Origin of the sequence: Marinomonas polaris DSM 16579 (genome assembly GCF_900129155.1) — a bacterium.
GTDB classification, from domain to species: Bacteria; Pseudomonadota; Gammaproteobacteria; order Pseudomonadales; family Marinomonadaceae; genus Marinomonas; species Marinomonas polaris.
On sequence record NZ_FQVF01000003.1, the window covers coordinates 234,620 to 258,968 of the forward strand.

The window sequence follows — 24,349 nt, forward strand, 5'->3', positions numbered from 1 at the left end:
ACTCATTAACAAAAAATGCATTTAAAAATCAGATACTTAAAATTAAAAACTATGATTTAAAATTCATTAAAGCAAAAATAAATCTTGATAATTTTCGAATTTAACGTAAAAAAACGAAAGAATTTAAAACATATCGACACAAAATAATCTAAAATTAAAGAAATAAAGAACCAAATAAAAAAGGAAAAAACATGCCTTACTACAAAATAGATGGTGTCACTCCTGTCGTACACCCTAGTGCATACGTACACCCAACCGCGACGCTGATTGGCGACGTAATCATTGGAGAAGGCTGTTATGTTGGCCCAGGAGCCTGTTTGAGAGGGGATTTTGGGCGCATTACTATGGAAGAAGAGTCAAACATCCAAGACAACTGTGTTGTTCATGGCTTTTCTGATAGCCATACCATCATTCGTAAACATGGGCACATTGGCCATGGCGCCGTTTTACATGGCTGTATCGTTGGAAAAGATGCTCTGATCGGCATGAACAGCGTTGTCATGGATTACGCTGAAATCGGCGAAGGTTCAATCATTGCTGCATCCTCATTTATAAAGAATCGCTTTACTTGTCCACCTAGATCTCTGGTGATGGGCTCGCCAGGAAAAATCGTTCGATCCGTCACAGATGACGAATTAAAATGGAAGCAAACAGGAACACGAGAATACATAGAACTCTCCAAAAGATGCCTAACTTCAATGGTTGAATGTATTCCACTCAATGCCATAGAAGAAGATAGACCAACACTGCAAAGTCGGTTACATCAGCCAAAAGGCTAGTACATTCCTATGTTGCAATGCACTTAGTCTACCCTTTAAGACTATTCCACTTTACTAAGCCGGACAGGTTTAAGAGAATGACCTCTGGCTTAACTCACTGGATCACCAGTCACCAATGAACAGAATTAATACTTTAGATACTTTAATCACTCGTTTTCAACAGCAAAAACCCATTCGAGCATCATCTCTCGTCATCACTTTATACGGTGATACGATTGAACCTCATGGCGGAACCGTTTGGCTAGGCAGTTTAATCAAGCTGCTTGAACCAATGGGCATCAACGAACGATTAATGAGAACCACCATCTTTCGTTTGACTCAGGATGGCTGGCTGACCAGTGACAAGGTGGGAAGAAAAAGTTACTACAGCTTAACAGGTTCTGGTCGACGTAAGTTTGAACAAGCTTTCCGACGCGTGTACAGCGCCAACCAAACCGTATGGGATGGTTCTTGGTGTTTAATCATGACACAACAATTGTCTGCCGAGGAAAGAAAGCAGCTACTAGACGATCTCAACTGGCAAGGTTTTGGCGTACTAACTGGTCAGCTTATTGGTAGTCCAAACACCAATCTAAGTGACGTAAATACCGTCTTAGCCTCATCTGGTTTACAAAGCAAAGTCATTGTATTTAAAACACATCAACAAGAAGAGCTAGCAGGAAGACAGATTCGAATGCTAGTAAGAGACTGTTGGGAACTCGATAAACTTGGCGCTCACTACCAAGAATTCATCAACCTGTTTCGCCCTGTATGGCAAGAACTTGATGAAAAAGACAATCTTGACCCTGAATCATGCTTCCTGACTCGCACTCTGTTAATCCATGAATACAGAAAGCTCTTGCTGCGAGACCCACAACTACCTGAAGAGCTCCTACCGGGAGACTGGGAAGGCAGAGCCGCAAGACAGCTATGTCGAAACATTTACCGCAAAGTCACCCCAGCTGCAGAACACTGGCTAGGGAAAAACCTAGAATCCGCAGATGGGCCACTTCCAGAAGCTTCACAAGCTTTTTATCAAAGATTTGGCGGACTGAACTAAGCAACAAGCTTTATATAGTGGTCAAACAACACTGACCGCTATATAAAGTTAATTCAGCTACCCCTTCTTTCTTATTACAAGGTCATAATCACACTCAATTAGATGAGCTAAATCCACTTTTCACTAACGCTTTTTTTGCCAATACGTTTTGTACCAATTATCTTCTTCTATTAACAGGTCGTGGGAACCACTCTGTATGATACGCCCGCCCTCCATGACAATCACTCGATCAGCTTGACTGGCTAAATCAAGATCATGAGTGACAATTATTCTAGTGGTGTCTTTGCATTGTGTGAACAATGTATTACTTATCACTCCTCTATAATACACATCTAAAGAAGAGCTAGGTTCATCAAGAATAAGAATAGAAGGGGTACGAGCTAAGGCACGTGCAAATGCTACACGCTGCTTTTCCCCTCCTGACAGGTCAGCACAAGTTTTGTCGATATTCGCCGCCAATGAATCAAGAGCAATACCACTTAAATCGAGAATTTTATTACGTTCTGCCGAGGTTGTCTCAGTAGTAAAAATATTATCCAGCAACGATCGATTGAACAAATGGGGTTCCTGAGGAACATATCCAATTTTTTTACGTAGTGTTCGACTAGAGTTATTTGTAACTAATGTATCGTCAATTTTTACTGAGCCACTTTCTGGCTCCACAAGCCCTATAATTGACTTTATTAATGATGTTTTCCCCGCACCAGAATTACCAACAAGAGCAATACACTCTCCTGGTAGAATATTTAAATTTATATCCTTCAGATAGCTTTTTCCATCACTGGATTTTAACTTAAAACTAGTTATTGATATGGAACTGGGCTTAAGAGGAAAAGACGAAGGTAAACATTCAGGAAATTCACTATCAATAAGAGATAACCTATTTTCTTCTAATGCAACGGACGCGCGCTTAATACCACTAATAACCATACCAAAATAGCTTACAGGTAATAAAAACTGGAGGACATAAGCATTTATTTGAACTAGTCCACCTAAAGTTAATACTCCACTTTTCACATCAAAAATGGATTTCAAAGTAATAATTAATAGACCAATTCCAAGAAATAAAATCTGTGTACTACTTACCAACTGTGTATATGCCATAGACTTAACAGCACTTCGTTTAGAATTGACTAATGATTTTGAAATATTATCAATTTCATGTAACTCTGTTGCATGAGCTATAGTCAATTCTTTGTTATTCAAGGCATCAATTATAGTCGAACTTGTATGCTGCATTGCAAGGTTAGCATTACGTTGTTTGTCCCCGATATGAGTATGAGTGAACACAGATATAGATAAGAAAGTAATAACACATAAAATGAGAAGTGCTGGATAAATAAGCGGAGCAAAAAGAGAAAGTGCACTTACTGATAATACTAGCCTTATAATTAGGGGAATTACTTGCCATGTAAGGCCATCGATAAATATTGGCAATGCGTATAATAGTTGTGCCATTTTTGCAGAGAATTCTCCAGCAGGCATATGGCGAGAACGAGAATCAAATTTAAATATTGAATTCTTACAAAGCCGTCTCAAAGCCTCAATTTTCGCCTCTTCTATCACTTCTGTTGTTATGTATGCTCTGACCCTCAGTAGCAGTTCAGAGCATAGCCATATAGCTCCATAACCAATTCCTAGCAAATATACTACACCAGACGTATCAGCAGACGAATCGAGAGCATCAATCAGTTTTTTCAAAAGGATGGGAGCAGAAACAGAAAATAAAACGACAATGAGATCTAAAGCACAAGCATAGAAAAATTTCAACTTTGCCGATTTTTTTGAGTTAAAAAGAAGGTCTACGCATATTTTAAAAGACGTAAATATTTGACTGGTGCTTAACATCTAGCACCTCCTATAGAGACTATTGTTGAAACTTCACCATTGAGTGAAGCCCTGTCCATAACAACCCCTGACGCCCCTTCAATCCATGCATGTGAAATAAAAGGATAGGTTTGTACTCCAATCTTGAATTCACATTTAATACTTTCTTCAAAAGCTATTTTTGCTACTGCATATGAAAATTCTAAACATTGTACATCTTTCAATACGAACTTCATCGCGATACAGGTATTTTCGGCTATTAAATGAAGCTTTTTATCATTAATTTTTTTAGCGCGCCATTGCTTTGTTCTGAGAGTATTCAAAAGCCCATGAATATTATTCGCTCTTTTTTCCCTATAGGCGCTATTTAGGTAATTTAATGCTTTATACCAATATAGAGGTCTAAAGCTCTTAAATTTAATATCTTGACCCATTATAGCCCATCTTGGATCTGCTATCCCATTTGTAACCTTACAATCGATTCCTAGAGCATCAGAAGGAGCGTTACATTTTATAAGCGTACCGTTTAACAATAACTGCTCGATAACTAACTTTGCCCCCTCATCAAGCTCAGCAATATTTTTCCCCCATAGAGATCTAATATAATTACTTTGATCATCATCAAAAAAGGTAAAAACATCAGTTTTTTCATTCAAAGTAATTATATTTCCATTGTATTCCGTTGTATTAACAAAAGGAGGCCAACCTACATAATTAATTTTCATATTTTCATTAGTCATTAAGCTTCAACCTCCACTGACAAGCGAATAAATTAACAGTATATAAATTAATTATATAACCAGGACAGATTTTTACACCAGAAGACACCGCAGTGAGAGTCTCTCTGATACGATTAGGGTTAACATACTTTCCAAACTCGCCTTCAAGAATAATCTCCTCAATTCTATTTCTATTACTCTTAATACTACGCTGGGTTAAACCTGTAAAGTTCCCCTTTCTAGTATTCCAGAATTCTTCAGATTTATATTTTTTTGATGCTTGATAGCGAAGTTCATATCGATTGATTCTATTAAATAATAGTTTCTCAGATTCTATTGATAAAGCCGAATTAATTGATTCATATTGAAGAAATGGTGAGTGGTAAGCCCCCGGGAAAACAGCTAAAGGTGAAGAAATGATCTCGTGTTTATTTACAAGAGCATCAATATGACGCTCTTGTTTACTGATATCATCACTATATAACAAGTAAGGAAAACTAAGATCTACAGGGATAGAGCGTGCATCAAAAAAACCTTCTTCTATTGAGTTATTAGAAAAGTGCACCCCTGGATTTTCACACATTTTCTTTACATTTTCGTATTTTAATAATGAATGTCTAATTGTAGTTATAAGCGATTTTCTAAAATATGACGAGCTTTTTAGCAACCATTTTAGTGACGAAATAGGCATACCAGAATGAAGTAGTTCTAGGTGAAGCCAGCTTTGGGGAAGAGATCGAAACAAGGAGTCTCCGCCAGAACCATTCAGTACAAGTGTATTTTTTGACAGGATTTTTTTTGCAACAGTATTAATATAACCTTGGTTGACAAGTCCAGAATGTGGGAAGTTTGAATAACAAAAAGGATTAACTTCAGTACAGAATGGCGGAGTATCTTGTTGATCGATAACTGTCAGTCCAACTTTATTATACTCTGCCAGCCTTCGAACTCGTGCTAAGTCATCCGCCTCACCACTATCCGAGTCAGTTGCATGGATTAACTCAATTTCACCACAATACCCGCTACTTTTTACTGACTGAAGAAGGATACTTGACTCCAAACCACCACTATATTCGATAGCGACCTTAGAAAAGTTTTGTAGTTTTTTTGAAATAAAATCATCCAAGGTATCTATGAAATTAGAATTATTTTCAGTAAAATAATTTTCAATCTCAAAAATTTTGTTTCTAACGTCTATTTTTGTGCCAGGAGGTAAAAAATTAATACCTTTAAATGCTGAATCAAAAGAAGGGAGAGAACCGCCTAAAATATATTTTATAATATAGTCATCATTAAAAATGGCGTATCTACTCAGTAAAGAATCTAGATTTGAGCTTAAAACATAATTCAAATTTTTTTCTATTTTTAAAAAAATTTGACAATCACAATGATGATTTACATGTATTATTTTTTTAGCTAAAATCTTTAATATCAATACTTTTCTTTTATCTGATCTTACCTCTATATCTCCATTTGGATAAAGTTCCAGCTTTAGATCTGGAATGCTATTATTGGGTATAACATCAAATTTACAATCCCCTTCGTTATTTATCTCTAAACGAAAATGCATAGTATGCTTCCTTGCCTACATTAAGTAAAAGCAGCCACATAATGTGGCTGCGCTACATTATCTAACCAAAAATATCGTATGTAGCCCAAAGTGGTGGTTCATGTTGCTGACCACCAGCTGGACCTTGGATATTTACGGATGCACAAACAGTTACGACTGTATTAAATATATTCATACTATACTTTCCTTGTGTAGTTCAATTAATTGCGAATAATTATCATAATCATTCGCAATTAATTGAACTACACGCATTTTTCTTTGTCAACAGAAATTTTGCAAAAAATTAGTTTATGCCGGTAAGCCAGAAAATAAGTATGATATTGTTTTGTTATTGAACATCTCTCTTAATATAGCAATATTACCACCTAAAATGGTGTCCGGCTCAAATAGACCAATACACTCAAATTTAAAAGACAATGGACTTTAAGGTGTTTGAAAGAGATTAAAACATGTGGAATGCCGGACGCTTACAGTTATTCTGTCACCTGAAGAGCAAAAAAATAGAGGTCGGTAGGCAAGTGACTTAACGCGGTTATTGTGTCAATGAAGTGGTTAAACGCCTCAATACGATAACCCATACTTACAAGCACTCATTTTTTGCGTCTTTCCATAAAGCGCCAAGGAAGCCAGTCATGACAACGCGATTACAGAGAAGGAATGAGATCTTGGATTTTAGGGACAATGGTATGGACTCCTCCCCAATTCAGCGGAATTCCGATAAATTGGGGGGCGACCAAACCAAAGGAGCCATGCCATGAATAATAATACGACAATTTGTGTTGATTTAGCGAAAGAAGTTTTCCAAGTTGCTGTCTTCAATAAAGCCGGTAAGGCTAAGTTAAATAAAGAAGTCTCAGCGAAAAAAATGTGTCTCATCATTGCTCAATACCCTGATGCAGCGATCTTTATGGAAGCGTGTGGCTCTGCTCATTATTGGGCTAGGCGCTTTACATCATCAGGTCATAAAGTGGGCCTCATCCCCTCACACATTGCTGCAAAATATCGAGTCAGTAATAAGAGTGATAAAAATGATGTTCTTAGTATTTATGAGGCCAGTAAGAATCAGCAGTTACACTGCGTTCAGATCCGTACATTAGAGCAGCAAGATATTGCTACGTTACATAAATTCCGCGAAGGCTATAAAAAAGAACGTAATCAACTTGCCAACCGCCTTCGCGGTTTTGGCCATTACCCGGTATTGCTTGGATTGGTGCCAGCATGATGTATGCTAAGTTCGGTTCGGCTGAGTGCTTCAGGCGTGGCCGAGATGCCAGTGCCAGCATCGGCCTTGTGCCAGCGCACAGTGGCAGCGGCGGTAAAGTTACCATCGGCAGGATTACCAAACGAGGTGATACGTATCTGCGTACATTGATCATCAATGGGGCTCGATCTTTGGTCATCCATGTTAAAGAAAAAACAGACAGCTTGAGTTGTTGGGTAAGACAATTACTCAGCACGAAAGGGTTTAATAAAACCATTGTAGCTGTCGCCAACAAACTGGTCAGAATGGCGACAGCCATGCTGAAAAGTGGGCTTGAACATCGTCAACCTGTCGCACAGTGATGATGGTTTTTAAAAGTCAGTGAATAAAAGAAAGTACCAACCGAGACAGTTAGCAATATAGATTGAACGGAATGAACAGCTAGCAAGCAAACCAAATGAAACCTGAGTAGGTCATCGGCTTTTAAAGCCGTCACGCCGATAAGGCGTTTGGTTCACGGCGAATCAAAGCCGTTAAGGTCTGGAGTAGCTCTCCATAATAAGACCGAATATACGAAAGCTAACGCAAGTTTGTTATGACCGTTGATAAATATTGTTAATAACGAAGTGGAGTACGCATGATTCTTTATTAAAAAATAGGGACGCTATTGTTGCATCCCCAGAGAAGTCCATATATGTCCTACAAGCAGAAAAAGCGTCATTCGCATTCAAGTGGAGTGTCACCAACCAAGCCTTTTTCTGTCTAGTAGAAGCAGGGATGCCCTGTAAGTAGCCTCCCTGAACAGCAACGCGATAAGTACCTATGTAGTTTCTTTAAGAAGTCTCTATGAGTTATAAAGCTTATTTCACTACACAATGAACTAAATCCATATAGAAGATCAAGCAGACTCTCTAATAATCAATCGGCCGTCCAGCTTGATATGATTCTCTATTTCATCTGAAATGACACCTATTAAGCTCATAATCATATCAATAGCACATTTACCTATGTTTTCTACATCCTGTTCAACCGTCGTTAATGGTGGACAAGTAAACTTACTCAAAGGCTGATTATCATGACCTGATATTGAAATACTCAAGGCATTTTGATCCTTAAATGTTATCAAACCTTCTGAAAACATTGCTGAAATAACCCCAAATGCCACCCGATCATTGGCACATATAATGGCATCACCATCCAATTGATTAGATCTAATCATACGCAAGGCTTCTTCTCGCGCCCACTCTTCAAAATCCCAACGCAAACTTTGCCCAACAGGAAGGACGATAGGCGACTCATCACTTGCTTTCATCGTGTCGAGGTACACGTCCAAACGTTCCTGAGCATTACTATTTACATTCGGCATAGGGAAAAAAGCGGGATGTCGCCCCGCCCCAAGCATGTAATCTGTAATAAGACCAATTGTTTGCCTATTGTTATTTCTGACGCTGTAATTGGCTCCTTCAAAAACAGCATCAATAAACACCAAAGGCAACTCCATCTGGATTCTATGAAGCTTTTTTTCAACTTGTCGAATCCCGGATGGCGCATAGCAAATTCCAGCCACTTTCACCGAAAGAAAGTTTTCAATAGCCTTCGACTCAAGAGCAGGATCACCATAAGAACACTCAATCATCACTGAGTAGCCATAAACCAACGCGTTCATGGCAATCGAGCGTACAATAGAGGCGTAAAAAGGATCCCCTAAAGAAGGAATTAACACCCCTATTATCTTCGAATCTTTACGCATTAAGCGCGACGCTAAAAGATTTGGACGGTAATCCACTTCTTTTAGCATTGCCTCAATTTTCATTCTTGAGCGAGGACTAACGGCATCTTTTTTTTCAAAATATTTAGAGGCCGTAGGACGAGATACTCCAGCTAGCGCAGCAAACTCTTCCATTGTATTAACTTTTTTCAATCAAAAGTCCTCTCATAAAATAATACCCACAAAAACAACAACTAGATTACTGAAAATTGATTACATGCCTGAGCATACATTTTTATCTCAGAACGAATTCGTTCCCGCAAAAAAACGGCAGGATCATTAATTATCTCACCTTTTCTTAATGCAACATATTGCGCAGACATATACTGGCTAATCAATGGGTACGGAGCAGGAGATGTCGTCAAGTTCTGAATCAACACCTTCAAGCTTGCCTCAATATCAGTGTGATTCCAGTAGTATCGAGAGCGATCACTAAAACTAAACTTGCGAGCAAACATTTTATCTTGCTCATTCCCATGATAGTAACCTTCCCAATACTTAGGATTATTTACCATGGTTTGCTCCAACACATCTCGAATATTGGAGCGTTTTTCAGGTTCAATCCATTCATCTTCAATATAACTTAAGGCAAATACCGCTTCGCGAAATGCGAATGTTAATCCCGGACCCACTTTTAGAATCGCAAAATGATCTCTTACTAGATGGCTCAAACAAGATTGCGATTGATAATCCGTTGAATGAGCTTCAAAAACCATTCCGGAAAACTGATGAATAACAGACTTTAATTCTTTTGCTTTTACTGGGTCATATTCAATTACACTTGAGTGATCAAATTCCACTCCTGGCTGCACTACAACACCAATCACTCGATCAAAAGCATCGTCAATACCAAGATTAGAGAAAAGCACGCGGTGAGTATGAATGGTATCGGCCAAATCTATAGTAGAGGTCACCTGAAGTTCTTCTAAATCCTCTTGGGCACCGCCAGGAACAGGAACCTCGGTACCTATTACGTAATAAGGTTTCTGTTGCGCTAAAGAGACACGTTCAGCAGCCTGACACATAATAGCGGCACGCTTAGCAATCGTTTCCGACGACAACGGTACCTCATCATCAGCACAAGACATACTTGCATCTAAATGAATTTTAGTAAAACCAGCTTTAACATAGGCCTCTACAAGCACCATTGCCTTTTCCATAGCATCAGCTGAAGAAAGATGCTTCCAGGGATTTGGGCCCAAATGGTCTCCGCCAAGAATAAGCTGATTAGTATCATAATCAACGGACTTAGCAACCTCAGCAATATAAGCTTGAAAGTCAGCAGGGGTCATATTGGTATAACCACCATCTTGATTTACCTGATTACAAGTCGCCTCAATCAATAGTGGAGAATTATTTTCTTTCGCCTCTAACATAGCAGCTTCTAAAACAAAACGATTTGCTGAGCATACGGAATAAATACCTATCTGCTCACCTGAGCGATTTAGCTCGACGATATTTTTTAGTATTTCTGTTGAAGACATTTATATTTCCTCTAAAGATTCAGTGAAAGTATCGATAAACTTATTAAGCTCTTCTTCTGATGATGCTCCCTCCATTGGCCCCCAATGAGATACAGCCATGGCTCCACTTGCATTAGCAAGCCCAAGAGATTTTTCCGGTGAATAACCCAGTTCACGACATGCAATATAAGTAGCTCCGAAAGTATCTCCGGCACCAGTCGCATCAATTTCTTCAACAGAAAAAGATGGCATAAAGAAATAGTCATTATGACTATAAAAAGCACAACCATCAGATCCTTGTTTTAATACGATTTCACTAACACCCAATTCAAGTGCCGATTCGACCGCATCCTCTAAAATTTGTTTATTAGTTAGAGCAAATAGCTCTTCACCACTAGGCAAAAATATATCTGTTTTGGCTAAAACTTCTTTAAAAAATGCAAACAAGGCTGAATCACCCAACAATTCTTTACGTACATTAGGATCGAAAGATATTTTCCCACCATTATTTTTTACGATTTCAATCGCTGCTCGCATCATATGTATTACATCATGCGAAAAAATAGACGACCCCATAACATGTAAAACAGCACAAGTAGAAAGACGCTCTTTCGCAATATCAGTTAACTCAAAAGCAGCAGAGGCACTATGACGAATATTAAAAATAAAATCGCGGCTACCATTACTTTGATACCTAACAAATGCTGTTCCTGTTGGAAGCTCACTATTAACCCCAATTAGACTGGTATTAACACCATTATCTATAAGTCGCTTTAAACAAACTTTACCAAAATCATCATCTCCAACACTGCCAATTATCGAAGCTGGAACTTTCATTTTAGCTACTTGATTGATAAAAATAGCAGGTGCACCACTAGGATAAGGTCCAAGAAACTCACCAGCTTCAATGAATAACTGGTTCGTTTTTTTAGCCATTATTTCAACAAGAATTTCACCAAGAGTGATTACTTCTTTCATTACTTTACCTATGCAGGGATACATTACCGATAATATAAAACAGCAATATAAATTCTTTAAATTATAAAATATTCAAGGATGGTTATATTTTTAGAAATCTCTATTAGGTCTGTAGAAAAATATGACCATAAAAAAATAATCATCATTTATAAAACCTAACCAAATAGTAATACTAAGCAGCTTTTCTCTTATTTTTATAAACATCGATGCCTACAGCGATCAATATCACGACACCTTTAACAATAAGAGAAACAAAGAAATCGACATTCATTAGGCTCATAACATTACTAAGCACAGCGATAATCAAAGCGCCAATTAAAGTGCCAATAATTGTTCCCCTACCACCGGTAAGAGAAGTTCCGCCGAGCACACAAGCTGCAATGGCATCAAGCTCCATACCATTTGCGGCTGTTGGCTGTGCAGAAAACATTCTTGAGGCCAACATAACACCACCCACACCAGCCATTAATCCTGTGATCATATATGAGTAAATAGTGGTTTTAGATACGTTGATACCTGAATAAGCGGCAGCTTCTGGATTACCACCGACAATATAAACTCGACGCCCAAAAGTTGTCTTTGATAAGACAAAATGATTCAGAGCTATCATCGACAACAAAATAATAATGGGAAAAGGGATACCAAAAAGGTAACCGTTAAAAATGTATTCAAAAGGAGCATTATCATAAAGAGAGACGGCTTGACCATCACTGGTTAACATTGCGACGCCACGCCAAATTCCCATAAAGCTCATGGTGACAATAAAAGGGTGAACACCTAACCAGGTGGTGATAAACCCGTTCGAAAAACCACAAAAGACAGCGACTAAAAGCGCTATTGGAAGCATCAGGCCAAAAGGTAAACCATTTGTTAGTCCTATTACTAAAACCAGTCCCGTTAGTGCCACAATAGAACCAACTGATAAATCAATTCCAGCAAGTAAGATTGCATATGTCATACCAAAGGCAACAATAGCAACAATCGATGTTTGTAAAATAATATTTGTAACGTTATTTACTGACCAAAAATATTCGGATAAAAAAGAAGAAACCAAGCATAAAATTAATAACCCACCTAGTATTCCAGCATATTCGCGAAAAAAACTTTTAATCATTTGAATCAACTCCCGTTGCATAAACCATTACTTTATCCTGAGTTAACCCTTTCGTTTTAAACTCTTTAACCAATTTCTTTTCTCTCATAACAAATAATCGATCACTCATATTCATCACCTCAGGTAACTCAGATGAAACCAAAATAACAGCCGTTCCTTTTTCCGTCAGCTCGCGAATAATGCTATAGATTTCATATTTAGCACCAACATCTACACCACGGGTAGGCTCATCTAAGATCAAAATATCAGGTTGTCTTTCAAGCCACTTAGCTAGTACGATTTTTTGCTGATTCCCGCCACTCAGCGACCCCACACTTTGGTGTCTATTCTGTACTCGAATATTCATCCGCTTAATACTGTCTTCGGTTTGACTAACTTCTGCTTGCTCGTTAAGCAGACCACGGGTTGCTATTCGCTCAAAACTCGCCAAATTACAGTTAATATGCACACTGTGATCTAGCACTAAGCCTTCTTCTTTCCGGTTCTCAGTAACAAATGCAATACCATTTTCGATCGCTATAATGGGGGTTTCTATTGCTACTTTTTTGCCTTTAATAAGAATTTCACCTTCATATGGCAACATGCCAAATAAAGCATTCATCACATCTGATCGTCCTGCACCAACTAAACCAAAAAAACCAACCACTTCACCAGCATGAAGATCAAAGCTAACATTATGAAAGGCATTAGGATTAGTCAGAGATTTAACACTCAAGACAAGGTCACCAATTTCTGAAGCTGATTCATTTTTTGATGGATAAATATCACTCATCTCTCGACCCACCATCATGGTAATAAGGGGGTCAATTGATGTCTCGGCTTTATCAACTGTGTCTATATATTGCCCATCGCGCATAACGGTTATGTCATCAGAAATACGCATAATTTCAGCCATCTTATGGCTGACATAAATAATGGCTTTGTTTTCAGATTTCAGTTCGGAAATTATATTGAATAGAATTTCGACTTCAGAGTCAGATAATGAGGAAGTAGGCTCATCAAAAATAACAACATCAGACGGATAACTTAAGCCTTTGGCAATTTCTACCAGCTGGCGCTGCGCCATTGACAAAGAACCCACTTTTATTTCTGCCGATATTGGTATGTGATATTTATTAAGAATTCCTTTAGCATCGGAAATAATTTTTTTAGAATCGATCACGCCAAAACGATGAGGCTCATTATTTGCAAATATATTTTCTGCAACTGTGAGGTTATTACACAAAGAAAGCTCTTGAAAAATAATAGCTATACCATTGTCTCGAGAATCTCTAGGTGATTTAAACTCAACATTTTTACCATTGCGTAAAATACTGCCAAATGTAGGTGGATGAACGCCCGCCAGCATCTTAAGAGTGGTAGATTTACCACAACCATTCTCACCTAAAATAGTATGCACTTTTCCAGCTCGAAACCTTATGGATAGCCCATCTACAGCCTTGTTGTCGCCAAAATGCTTACACAACCCGACTGTTTCTAGTAATACTTTCGACATCAATAGCTCCAGAACAAAAAATAGGGCCTACATCAGCCCTATTTCTATCGCCGTTAATTACTTACCTGTATACAGCACAGGGACAATCGGATATTCAGACTTAACTTCTTTGCCATTCAAATAATCTGCAACGACTTTCATTGCCGTTTTACCCATAGCATCAGCATCTTGTTTCACAACACCGATAATATGATCATTTTCGTCGACAGCTTTAATACCCTCTGGCATACCATCAAATCCAATAACAACTGCTTTGGATTTTTGCTTAGTAACCGCAAGACCAGCACCAATCATCATGTCATCACCAAACGCAAAGATCAGATCCGTATCAGGATTTGCTTGCAGCATGTTAATAGTTGATGTCATAGACTCTTCACGAGTTTTGCCTGGTTGAACCGCAACGATTTTGATATCAGTATCTGCTACAGCATCACGAAAACCTTGCAATCTGGCTTCTACGGAAGAAATACCAGGATAAGACAACATAACAACCTGCCCTTTTCCAGCCAGCTGTTTCACTGCCAACTTACCTGCAACGACACCTCCACCGTAATTATCCGTCGCGATATGCGATACAATCTTGCTATTTTCAGCACCGATATCAACAGTAATGACAGGGATATTTGCACGTTCAGCTTTTTTCAGCGGCCCACGAATCCCCTTAGAGTCCACCGGAGATATGACAATGGCATCTACATTTTTAGTAATGCAGTCCTCTATATCATTAATTTGCTTAGCAAGATCTTGGTTTGCCACAGAAACTTTTAAGTTGATATGTTGCAACTTAGCACCTTCTTTGAGGCCATTACCTAAAGCGATATAAAACGGATGGGATTGAGTCAAAAGAGAAGCACAAACAACAGGCTCATCTTTCGCATAAAGATTGAAAGAAGCGGAAGCAAGAGCGACAGCAATTGCAGTAAAACGTTTAAGGTTTTTCATTTTGATTTTCCTGTACATTTATTTTTATAAGTATCACGCCAACACAAACCAGCTATTAATAATTAATAGTAGATATGTGAAGAAAATTACCCCTTAAATTTACTCGAGTCAATATTTTTTTTACTCGCGTACAAAACGAAAGAATTATCCTTTCCTACATAGCCACCCTAAAAGCATTGTGGGTGATTAAACTTTTGCTTGTAATATCTACATAATTGCATTCTATCTAAGACACGCCACAGCAATGTCAAAGGTTAAGCTGCTGAGATAATTATTGGGGCAACTAGGAGGCAGGTGGTTGGAATGATGCTAACATCATTGAAAGATAACCCTAGATTGGAATTAGATATTAAAAAAACTCACTCCACCCTCAAGGAGCAGAATGAGTCAAAGCATTACAAGCATTTACCCTGCTTTACTCTTACTACATAACGTCGATAGACTGAAAATCTTTCATGATACGGTCTTGAATCGCCTCTGTTCGCCCAGCGACAATCACGCCTTTACGAACATTCGGCTTATAAGGACTTCCATCCAACATACAGACATAACCACCCGCCTCCTGATAAGCAAGAATTCCTGCGGCATGATCCCACACTTTTGGTTTAGGGCTAATAAAGAAATCAACACCGTTCTGCACCATTGTTCGATATTCATGGCAACAACAACGCAGATTGGAAGAACGGGCATAATTAACTTGCTGAATAGCAACACGCTCGCGCACAGCACTGTCCTCAAACAAAAAAGGCGAAAAAAATCCAACCAACTTAGAGTCAACAGGCTGATTACTTAACATTAAGCGTCGTGGCAATTGGTCCGGTCGAACAAACCAAGAGCCTTCACCTAAACTCGTTTCAATCCAATCGTCATTTAATGGGTCATACAACAAGCCATAAACGGTTTCACCTTGATAGATAGCTGCAATTAATACACCAAAGGTTGATAAGCCATGAGCGAAATTCCATGTCCCATCAATAGGGTCGATGATAACAACCAGTTCATTCGTATCAATTTGATCTAATAATGACTCATCTTCCGAAACCGCTTCTTCACCAATGATGACAGCGTGAGGCAACAGCGTTTGAAAGCGCTGTGTTAATGCTTTTTCAGAGGCAACATCCGCTTCAGTAACAAGGTCATCAAAACTTGTTTTGAACGACACAGCACCATCCGAGAGCCTTCTAAACCTAGGCAAAATTTCTGCCTTGGCAACGTCCCGAACAATTTCTATCATCTCTGATTTTTGCTTACGTGTTAACACAACACCTCCATTTTACAATCTAAACCTATGAATTACGGGCGAGCATGATATTTTTCATCAATAGAGTTTATTGCTTTAACATTATCTGCCGAGCGACCATTTTCATCGAATACTTGAACCAAAAACGCATCGGCAATGGACTTCGCTAACTCTTGCCCAATTACACGTGCACCCATAGTAATAATTTGTGCATTGTTAGAAAGTGCGGCGCGCTCTGCAGAATAAGTGTCATGAGTGAGAGCGGCTCGAATACCCGGCACTTTACTTGCTGCAATACACACTCCAATTCCTGTACCACAGCATAAAATGGCACGATCGTATTTTCCTTCTAAAACTGCATTAGCGACACGATCAGACAAATTGGCATAAAACGGCTCAACTTCTCCAGAGTCAGTACGAGAAACTTCCTCTACATCGTAACGATCTTTAAGATGGTCAGCTAAAATTTTTGCTAGCCCTTCGCCAGCACTATCTCCAGCAATTGCAATTCTCATGATGCTATCCTCGGCTTTATATTTGCGTTTGAACGGCTGCGGCACATTTATTTAAAATATCGATATATCCACTAACACTCCAAGCGGATCGACCAATAAATAAACCATCAATGTGTTCGCAGGCTATAAGTTCTTCACAGTTATTAGGGTTCACCGAGCCGCCATATAAACAAGGAACTTTGCGTCCCAATACTTTTTTGGCAACATCCAGAATTTCAGCTTGTCTTGCGTCGGCATACTCAGCAGAAGCTGGAATCCCTCGCTCACCTATTGCCCAAACAGGCTCATAAGCAAACAAAATAGGCGCATCTTTCTGGTCATCACTCAGAAATTGCAACGCACCTCGCACTTCTTTTGCTAAGACATGAGCTGCCTGACCACTTTCTTTATCTGCCAATGTTTCGCCAACACAGATAAGCGGAATTAAACCATGACGAATAGCAGACTCGACCTTACGGCCAACAGTCTCATTGGTTTCACCAAAATACTCTCGTCGTTCTGAGTGACCCAGTTCAACGATATCAAGGTGACAGTCATTCAGCATTAGAGGAGACACTTCTCCTGTCCAAGCTCCATGTTCTGCCCAATGCATATTTTGGGCTCCTACTTTTACGGATGTATCACGAAGTATTTCTTTTACTTCACGTACACATGTAAATGCAGGGATAACAAATCTCTGAATATGGGCATCTGCATTAGCATCATCAACCTGTAAAGCGACTGAAAACGCTTGTGCCTCTGCCAGTGTCTTATTCATTTTCCAACTTGTACCAACCCAAAATTGCTTTTTATCCGTCATGTATTTTCCAGTGGTCTCGCAATAGTTAACTGAATGCCAGCGTCCACCAACTGCTGTTGGACGTTTGGCTCTGGAACTTGGTCGGTGATGACCCAGTCAAAATCATCAAGATTTGCCAGTACATGAAGTGCAACACGATCAAAGCGTGTGTGATTAACCAACAAGCAAGTCTTAACCGCCGCATTAATCATGGCTTTTTTTACTCTGATCACATCAGCATCCATATGAAACACTTGGTTTCCAGATACCGCAGGACTCGATAAAAAAGCAAGATCCGCTCGCAAACTAGTTAAATTTTGCTCTGCCAACACGCCGAAGTAACCATTAAACTTAGAAGAATACATTCCACCAAGTGCAATAAGATCAATCCCCTTTTCAAACTTTAATGCCTCCAAAATGGAAGCATTATTGGTAATAACTGTCAGTGGCTTTTTACGAGGAAGCATGCTCCCCAGCATTGCAGCCATAGATCCATCGTTGACCATCACTGTCATCCCAGGCTCAACTAGCTCCAATGCTTCTAACGCCATAAGTTCTTTACCTTCACTACCCTGACGTTCACGCAGTCTAAAATCACTTTCGAATTGCATGCCCGCTTCAATAGTCGCACCGCCTCGCACTTTACGCAGCAAGCCGCCGGCTTCAAGTTCGTCTAAATCACGGTGAATTGTCATCTTCGAAACAGCAAAACGTTTCGCTAACTCCTCTAGATCAACAACACCATTTTCGACAAGAAGATCGATAATTTGCTGTCTACGTTCATCACGCTTCATAAACACTCACTTCGATAGCAAACCTCTTGAGTATGTTATAAACCCAAAAATAACATTTTAAAAGTTATATTTAACAAAAATATGTTTGTTTTGTTAAGTTTAATGTTATTTAAGACACAAAACCAAGAAATTCCAGATTGAAATCACAAAAAAACGTGAAAACAGCCAGTTTTCACGCAACTTAGTGAGTAGAATAACATTTATAAAATCGAATTTAGATAGGAAACCATCAAGATAACAGGGGAAACTGCGTGAAACATGATTAGTAGATGTTAAAAATCACAAAAAATATCACATTCAGTATTTTTGATAGCGGATTTATTATCATTTAATGGCTGAATTTTGGCTCATAGTCCAATAATCCACCTACATAAGAAAGAACGTTATTGGTGTTCTTTTTTATGTACATCATTGTTAACGCAAGAGCTCAACCAGGAGCTCCAACTTAGGTCACTTTAAACCTGACAAAGATATATATAGAATTATTCAACTGTTAGAATCGCACGTGCGGTCAACTCATCAGTAATCAACCCTGTGAGTAAGCCTCCTTTAAGTGCTGCTCTGATAGCTTCAACCTTCTCTTCTCCACCAGAGACCGCTATTACATCACCTTTATGCCCTTCCAAAGACACGGACAACATCCGAGCACTGAGAGAAGTTTCTATTATGTGGCCATTTTCATCATAAAAATGCCCCATCACCTCTCCAACCGCACCGGCACGGGCAATTTCAATAATCTCTTCCGGTTTAATAGGACCAGAGGAAACCAACTGAGCAGTTTGAGCAACAGTTCCTATGCCAATAAACTTAATATCGGCATCATTGGCCATAGAAAAGACATCTTTAACGCCCTTTTGGTTAAGAAGAACTACCCTATCTTCAACAGAATTTGCCAATAACGGAACTGGCATAGTGTATGCTGGAGCGCCTGTTTTTGCAGCTATCCAGTGCAAAACGTCATCTCGGTTAATAGAATAGTCTCTAGTTAACCCTCCTAACAAGGATACAAAACGAATCCCCGACGTCTCAAGTTTAGGCAACTGATGAACCACTGCCGCCAATGCTCGCCCAAGCGCCAAACCTATTGTTATATTTGATTGCGTAGACAACACAGAACGCAAATAAGAGGCTCCTGCCTGTCCTAAAGCTTTGAGAGGAATGCCTTCTTCACCTAAATTTGGTGCAACAATACATTGACTCAAACCAAAGCGCTCTATAAGTTGATTTTCAAGCTTTACACACTCAGTTATGCTGCCGTCTATACTGACTTTTACAGCTCCTTCGGCCACTGCCTTTGAAATTAAGCGATGCACCTTAACCGATGTCAGCCCAAGCCTTTTTGCCACCGCCGCTTGAGTTAAACCTCCAACGTAATGCAGCCAAGCTGCTCGAATAGCTAATGAGCTGTCTGGTTCATTATTAGATTTTCTTTCATCCACAGCTATTGCTCTCTTTTTCCTGGATTAAGTTATAACGAACAAACACGGTGTTCGATGTGCACAACGTATTAACATCACTTTCTAGTCCCATGCTTAAATAAAACCATGCGAAACTTTACAACACCTACTACATAACTTCGACTTGAATAGTAAGTATTTTCTTATTTAAATTAATACTTTATTAAATATTCAAATCTCGAATGCCACTATCAATATGTGGCGCCCAAAAAGCGACGCTTTCTGCTATTTGCTCAACCACTTGATAATCTGTCGGATCACGCTCTTTGAAGCTCAGCTCAAGACAAATCTGATTGTCCTTAGCACCACCTTTATCAAGAGTTTCTAGTAAAGGTGTCGGCTGAATACGACCATTTTGATTGTATTCAGCTATAAAAGGTCGATGCCCTCCTTTATCCATAAGGCTTTGTTTAATATGAATAATAGGAGACACTGCTGGGACTACCTCTGCCCAAGCATAAGGATCATAATCTGCAGGATTACTAGATGTTACATCTCCATGGTCAATGTCTGCCATCATCCACATAGGAATCGCCATATTGGCATCCGTTAAGCGCTTTTGAAGAGTCATAGCAGAATCAATGGTATCGCCAAATTCACGTCCAACACTCATCGGCTCCCAATACACATAGTCTAAACCCGCCTGCTTGGCGTGCTCAGCCACTTCTGCCCAGCAATCAATGGCTATTTTTGTCAACTCTTCACGACGCACTTCGTCATTGAAATCCTTATGGGTCATGATGGCAAACTGTGTACCTACAGCATGCCCGCCTAAGTCGGCCGTTATATCTGCAAAGGTTTTAAACCATTCAATGTAATAACGACGAACGTCTGCATCTGGATGGCCAAAATGATTCAAGCGACCATATGGGCCTGTCATACCCGACGTAATACGGACGCCAGTCCGATCCAAAGCCACTTGCATTTCTCTTGTTAACCGACGAATAACAGCAGCTGGCCAACTAGGGTTAATAAATTCATGTGTCAATTGCACATCGCGGATTTTAATATCGTGCGCGATGGTGTCGATTAGATGGGACGGCTCGGCAAATCTATTTACCAGAGGGTTGGTATTAAGTCCTAACGTTAACGGCATACTTAACCTCTCTTATAAAATGTTTGAATAGGCTTGTGGCTGTGCAATATTAAACTGTTCTTGAAACCAATCTGAGAAGAATGTTTTTTGTTCCTCGCTTAAACGAAGCCCTTCTTTCGTCCGACGAGTAAGAACATCTTCTGGGGTCATCGCCCACTCATTTTCAACCAAATAACGCACTTCAGCTTCATAGAGGTTGGAACCAAAATGGACGCCAAGACCTTCAACACCCATTGAGTCTCCAACAATCTTATTAATTAGAGAACCATAATGACGACCGTAATGAATGAGTAATGGCCGAGGAATCCAACTATAAGCAACCTTAGAGTCCTGTATAAAACTTTGGAAATCTGCGTTACGAATGTCGCCACCCGGCAAAATCCCACCACGAGTCCAATCCCCTCCTATGTTTGGGAAAAAATGCTTAATCTTATGGATAGCATGTTCAGACAATTTTCGGAATGTTGTCAGCTTGCCGCCAAAAACATTCAGTAACGGAACACCATCGGTTTCATCCAAATCAAATACGTAATCACGTGTAACAGCCGATGGGTTACCCTTTCCATCATCAAACAAAGGACGAACGCCAGAGAAGCTAGTGATGACATCACTGCGTGTTAAGGATTCTTTAAAGTAACGATTAACAGCGGCGAGTAAATACTCAATTTCAGACTCTTCTGGCACAACATCTTCAACTCGACCTTCATAAGGAATGTCTGTCGTACCGATTAATGCCTTATTGTCTTCATATGGGTTAATAAAGATCACTCGTTTATCATAGTTTTGTACTAGATAAGCTTGCTGACCTTCCCAGAACTTAGGGACGATAATATGCGATCCTTTCACTAACTGAATATTACGAGAGGTCTTTGAGTGTGCTACATCATTGACAATATTACGTACCCAAGGGCCAGCAGCATTAACCAAGACTTTTGCCTTAAAGCTGCGCATCTCTTTAGTGAATTCATTTTCAGTTGTTATCAGCCAATGGCCGCTTTGGCGCTTCGCCGAAATACAACGAGTTCTAGTCAGTACTTCTGCTCCTTTTTTAGCAGCATCTAGGGCATTCAGAATAACCAATCGAGAGTCATCTACCCAGCAATCTGAGTATTCAAAACCTTTTGTATACTGATCTTTTATTGAAAGCCCTTCGGGGTCTCGCAGCAAATCTAATGTCCTAGTACCAGGTAGGCGCTTACGTCCTCCAAGGTGGTCATATAAAAATAGCCCCAATCGTACCAACCATGCAGGACGGTCTTCTTTGCTATGCGGCAACACAAATCGCATGGGCCAAATAATATGACTGGCAGAATTCAACAGCACTTCTCGCTCAATCAATGCTTCACGAACCAAGCGGAACTCATAATATTCAAGGTAACGTAAACCGCCATGAACCAGTTTCCCCGATCGGGAAGATGTACCTTGTGCTAGATCATCTTTTTCGCAAAGCGCAACACTCAAGCCACGACCAGCAGCGTCACGAGCAATACCTGCACCGTTGATACCGCCACCAATCACAAAAAGATCTAATACCTGTTCGTTATTCATAAAGAACCTCTTATTTCGTCGCTAAAGATCACGCTATGACTTATCTGAAGAATTTACCTGCAAGTGCGTTTTCGAATGCTCCCTTAACTGCTCCATAGCAAGCCATGTATCCGGAAGAGTCAAACGCTGCTGGTAAAAAGCATTAAAAAGCACGTCATAACGATCACAGAGTGCTTTATCCTTTTTTTCAATTTGGCCGAGCAATGGTGTAACCCATTCATCAATACAATCATCCATCGATTTATATTCACCAATCGCCACGGCTGCCATCATTGCTGCTCCAGCTGCACCTGCCTCTTCTCTTCCTGATACACAAACATCAGCGCCGACAGAAGCAGATAAAATCTTACGCAGAGTAGCCGACCTAACAGCACCACCACTTAAACGAAGCTCTTGGGTTGTCCCTCCCATTGATTCATAGCAATCACGCATGGCCATACCAAGACCTTCCACAACAGCACGCACTAAATCGTGAAATCGATGGTGATAAGTTAAGCCTGTAAAACTCGCTCTAGCCCGGCCATTAACAAAAGGACCACGCTCTCCTGCATCTGAAATATATGGGTGATAAAGCAGCTGGCCTTCTTCTGCTCGCTGTAACCAAGTTTCAACTTTATCAACCATGACATTGGGAGAAGACTCGCAGCCAAAATCCTTTAACAAATCAGAGGCAACATTTAATAGCCAATCAAGATTTAATGCGGACGCCATATTAGTTTGCACTTGTGTAACTCGTCCGGGGATAGGTAAGGCAATCACGTAACCTGTACATTGATCATTGAGAAAAACGTCATCAGACGAAACCGAGCGCATGTGCACACCTGTAGAACCGATGACAGAACAGGCTACGTTGTCTTGCCCTGTATGAACGCCTGCTCCTAATGCGGTCATCACCATATCAACGTACGCCAAAGAGACAGGAATTCCCGCCTTCAACCCAGTAAGTTCGGCGGCTTCTGCTGAAAGAGGATGAGTTGTTTCACAGCCATCAATAATGTCTGGTAAGAGGTCTCGGTATTCACTCAATCCCAAACTGGTGATAACTTGATCATCGTATTGTCGAGTACGGAAATCACCAAAAGTAAAACTGGCTTCGGATGGGTCTGTCGCCCTCACCTTAGTCAAATTGAAGTACAGCCAATCCTTACAGTGAAAAGCGGTCTTTGCTTTTTCTAATAAATGAGGGTAATGGCAGGCCATATGGGCGAGTTGGACACCTTGCTGACAGGTGCTTAACCCTGTACCAGTTTTTTCAAATCTTTGGCGCTCACTGGATTGGGTATTAAGGATATCAACAGTCTGCGCGGAGCGGCCATCTAGCCATAGCCAAGCATCACAGACAGGTAATCCATCATCATCAATTAACCACGTGCCATCACCTTGGCCGGTAACCGACAAAGCAACAACACGCAATTGAAAGTCTTCTATTTTTTCACCCAAACCTTTCAGTGCCGCAACACAGTCATCCCATGTCTTGCTGAGAGATTGAGTGGCAGAACCATTAGGTGTTGCTTTGTAGGTGTTACGCACTGATGAAACGGCAATTTGTTTTCCATCAAGCGTAAAGGCAACCGCCTTAACAACTGATGTGCCAGCATCAATACCCACTATGAGATTGGTAGTCACTTGTCAGACCTCCATACGCTTGAGAAGGCGCTTCGAAGGCAAACAAAGCGGGACAACTTTATTATTAGAAGCATGATTGAACCCCGTCTTGATCTAGCTAAGGAACCCAAAGCTAGAATGAAATATTTTTCTTATTGTGTAGATTATTTCCACATAGATCGAGTCTGTCAACCTTATATCTGTTTATTTTTTCACCTCTCTGTTAGTCAATAGAGCAGAATGAAGCAACTATTAAAATTTCAAAATCGTTGGGAAAAATCTATATAACCCTTATTTTTCATACAAATAGCATAGAATTTTAAGACCAAATATAAAAATCTAGATCTATATCTTCATTCTAAAAAAATTATTTAGTATGAGAGAAAATAGATCGATGTGATTTTTTTTAAACATTACGCAA

The 24,349-nt window shown here is 39.8% G+C and carries 21 protein-coding genes; 4 read left to right on the forward strand and 17 right to left on the reverse strand.

Features of this window, described 5'->3' with window-relative positions; all coding sequences use genetic code 11:
- The first annotated feature begins 191 nt into the window (after positions 1-191).
- Both BUA59_RS03160 and paaX read left to right on the forward strand, forming a co-directional pair.
- Positions 192-779 carry a phenylacetic acid degradation protein PaaY gene (locus tag BUA59_RS03160; RefSeq protein ID WP_072838271.1) on the forward strand — a complete coding sequence of 196 codons (588 nt, stop codon included), beginning with the start codon at positions 192-194 and terminating at the stop codon, positions 777-779.
- Positions 780-894: 115 nt separating this feature from the next.
- The gene (gene paaX, locus BUA59_RS03165) at positions 895-1,818 is read left to right on the forward strand and encodes a phenylacetic acid degradation operon negative regulatory protein PaaX (protein WP_072838272.1); all 924 of its coding nucleotides are present in this window, start codon (positions 895-897) and stop codon (positions 1,816-1,818) included.
- Positions 1,819-1,941: 123 nt separating this feature from the next.
- Here paaX and BUA59_RS03170 read toward each other — a convergent pair whose 3' ends face one another.
- The 3 genes from BUA59_RS03170 to BUA59_RS03180 are packed head-to-tail and all read right to left on the reverse strand — an operon-like array spanning position 1,942 to position 5,934.
- The gene (locus tag BUA59_RS03170) at positions 1,942-3,666 is read right to left on the reverse strand and encodes an ATP-binding cassette domain-containing protein (RefSeq protein ID WP_072838273.1); all 1,725 of its coding nucleotides are present in this window, start codon (positions 3,664-3,666) and stop codon (positions 1,942-1,944) included.
- Entirely contained in the window at positions 3,660-4,385 is a 726-nt protein-coding gene (locus BUA59_RS03175) for a lasso peptide biosynthesis B2 protein (protein ID WP_072838274.1), read from the reverse strand. Before BUA59_RS03175 ends, BUA59_RS03170 begins: the two co-directional genes overlap by 7 nt.
- Entirely contained in the window at positions 4,378-5,934 is a 1,557-nt protein-coding gene (locus BUA59_RS03180) for a hypothetical protein (protein WP_072838275.1), read from the reverse strand. The genes BUA59_RS03175 and BUA59_RS03180 overlap by 8 nt, the downstream gene beginning before the upstream one ends.
- Positions 5,935-6,688: 754 nt before the next feature.
- Here BUA59_RS03180 and BUA59_RS24010 point away from each other — a divergent pair.
- Complete coding sequence (locus BUA59_RS24010) at positions 6,689-7,156, forward strand: IS110 family transposase (RefSeq protein ID WP_072838276.1); 468 nt, start codon at positions 6,689-6,691, stop codon at positions 7,154-7,156.
- On the forward strand, positions 7,153-7,497 hold the full coding sequence (locus BUA59_RS24015) for a transposase (protein ID WP_072838277.1): 345 nt from the start codon (positions 7,153-7,155) through the stop codon (positions 7,495-7,497). The genes BUA59_RS24010 and BUA59_RS24015 overlap by 4 nt, the downstream gene beginning before the upstream one ends.
- Before the next feature lie 536 nt (positions 7,498-8,033).
- Here BUA59_RS24015 and BUA59_RS03195 read toward each other — a convergent pair.
- The 14 genes from BUA59_RS03195 to BUA59_RS03260 all read right to left on the reverse strand — a co-directional run bounded on the left by BUA59_RS03195 (position 8,034) and on the right by BUA59_RS03260 (position 23,949).
- Complete coding sequence (locus BUA59_RS03195; protein WP_139248827.1) at positions 8,034-9,056, reverse strand: LacI family DNA-binding transcriptional regulator; 1,023 nt, start codon at positions 9,054-9,056, stop codon at positions 8,034-8,036.
- Between the two features lie 41 nt (positions 9,057-9,097).
- Positions 9,098-10,387: a D-tagatose-bisphosphate aldolase, class II, non-catalytic subunit gene (locus BUA59_RS03200; protein WP_072838279.1), complete on the reverse strand. Its 1,290-nt coding sequence runs from the start codon at positions 10,385-10,387 to the stop codon at positions 9,098-9,100.
- Complete coding sequence (locus tag BUA59_RS03205) at positions 10,388-11,344, reverse strand: sugar kinase (RefSeq protein ID WP_072838280.1); 957 nt, start codon at positions 11,342-11,344, stop codon at positions 10,388-10,390.
- A 172-nt stretch (positions 11,345-11,516) separates the two neighbouring features.
- On the reverse strand, positions 11,517-12,458 hold the full coding sequence (locus tag BUA59_RS03210) for an ABC transporter permease (protein WP_072838281.1): 942 nt from the start codon (positions 12,456-12,458) through the stop codon (positions 11,517-11,519).
- The gene (locus tag BUA59_RS03215) at positions 12,451-13,953 is read right to left on the reverse strand and encodes a sugar ABC transporter ATP-binding protein (protein WP_072838282.1); all 1,503 of its coding nucleotides are present in this window, start codon (positions 13,951-13,953) and stop codon (positions 12,451-12,453) included. Before BUA59_RS03215 ends, BUA59_RS03210 begins: the two co-directional genes overlap by 8 nt.
- A 57-nt stretch (positions 13,954-14,010) precedes the next feature.
- A complete protein-coding gene (locus BUA59_RS03220) occupies positions 14,011-14,895 on the reverse strand; it encodes a substrate-binding domain-containing protein (RefSeq protein ID WP_072838283.1) in 885 nt (294 codons plus the stop codon).
- 424 nt (positions 14,896-15,319) lie between these two features.
- Positions 15,320-16,156: an inositol monophosphatase family protein gene (locus BUA59_RS03225; protein WP_084122112.1), complete on the reverse strand. Its 837-nt coding sequence runs from the start codon at positions 16,154-16,156 to the stop codon at positions 15,320-15,322.
- Positions 16,157-16,188: 32 nt separating this feature from the next.
- Positions 16,189-16,650 (reverse strand): D-erythrulose-4-phosphate isomerase, encoded by a 462-nt coding sequence (gene derI / locus BUA59_RS03230; protein WP_072838284.1) that lies wholly within the window; start codon positions 16,648-16,650, stop codon positions 16,189-16,191.
- A gap of 16 nt (positions 16,651-16,666) precedes the next feature.
- Positions 16,667-17,449, reverse strand: coding sequence for a triose-phosphate isomerase (locus BUA59_RS03235; protein ID WP_072838285.1), 783 nt, complete (start codon positions 17,447-17,449; stop codon positions 16,667-16,669).
- On the reverse strand, positions 17,446-18,222 hold the full coding sequence (locus BUA59_RS03240; protein ID WP_072838286.1) for a DeoR/GlpR family DNA-binding transcription regulator: 777 nt from the start codon (positions 18,220-18,222) through the stop codon (positions 17,446-17,448). The genes BUA59_RS03235 and BUA59_RS03240 overlap by 4 nt, the downstream gene beginning before the upstream one ends.
- 482 nt (positions 18,223-18,704) lie before the next feature.
- Positions 18,705-19,661: a sugar-binding transcriptional regulator gene (locus BUA59_RS03245; protein WP_072838287.1), complete on the reverse strand. Its 957-nt coding sequence runs from the start codon at positions 19,659-19,661 to the stop codon at positions 18,705-18,707.
- Positions 19,662-19,842: 181 nt separating this feature from the next.
- Positions 19,843-20,775 (reverse strand): sugar phosphate isomerase/epimerase family protein, encoded by a 933-nt coding sequence (locus BUA59_RS03250; RefSeq protein WP_072838288.1) that lies wholly within the window; start codon positions 20,773-20,775, stop codon positions 19,843-19,845.
- A gap of 12 nt (positions 20,776-20,787) precedes the next feature.
- Positions 20,788-22,323, reverse strand: a complete 1,536-nt coding sequence (locus BUA59_RS03255) for a glycerol-3-phosphate dehydrogenase (RefSeq protein WP_072838289.1) — start codon at positions 22,321-22,323, stop codon at positions 20,788-20,790.
- Positions 22,324-22,356: 33 nt separating this feature from the next.
- Positions 22,357-23,949 (reverse strand): FGGY-family carbohydrate kinase, encoded by a 1,593-nt coding sequence (locus tag BUA59_RS03260; RefSeq protein WP_072838290.1) that lies wholly within the window; start codon positions 23,947-23,949, stop codon positions 22,357-22,359.
- Positions 23,950-24,349: the final 400 nt, after the last annotated feature.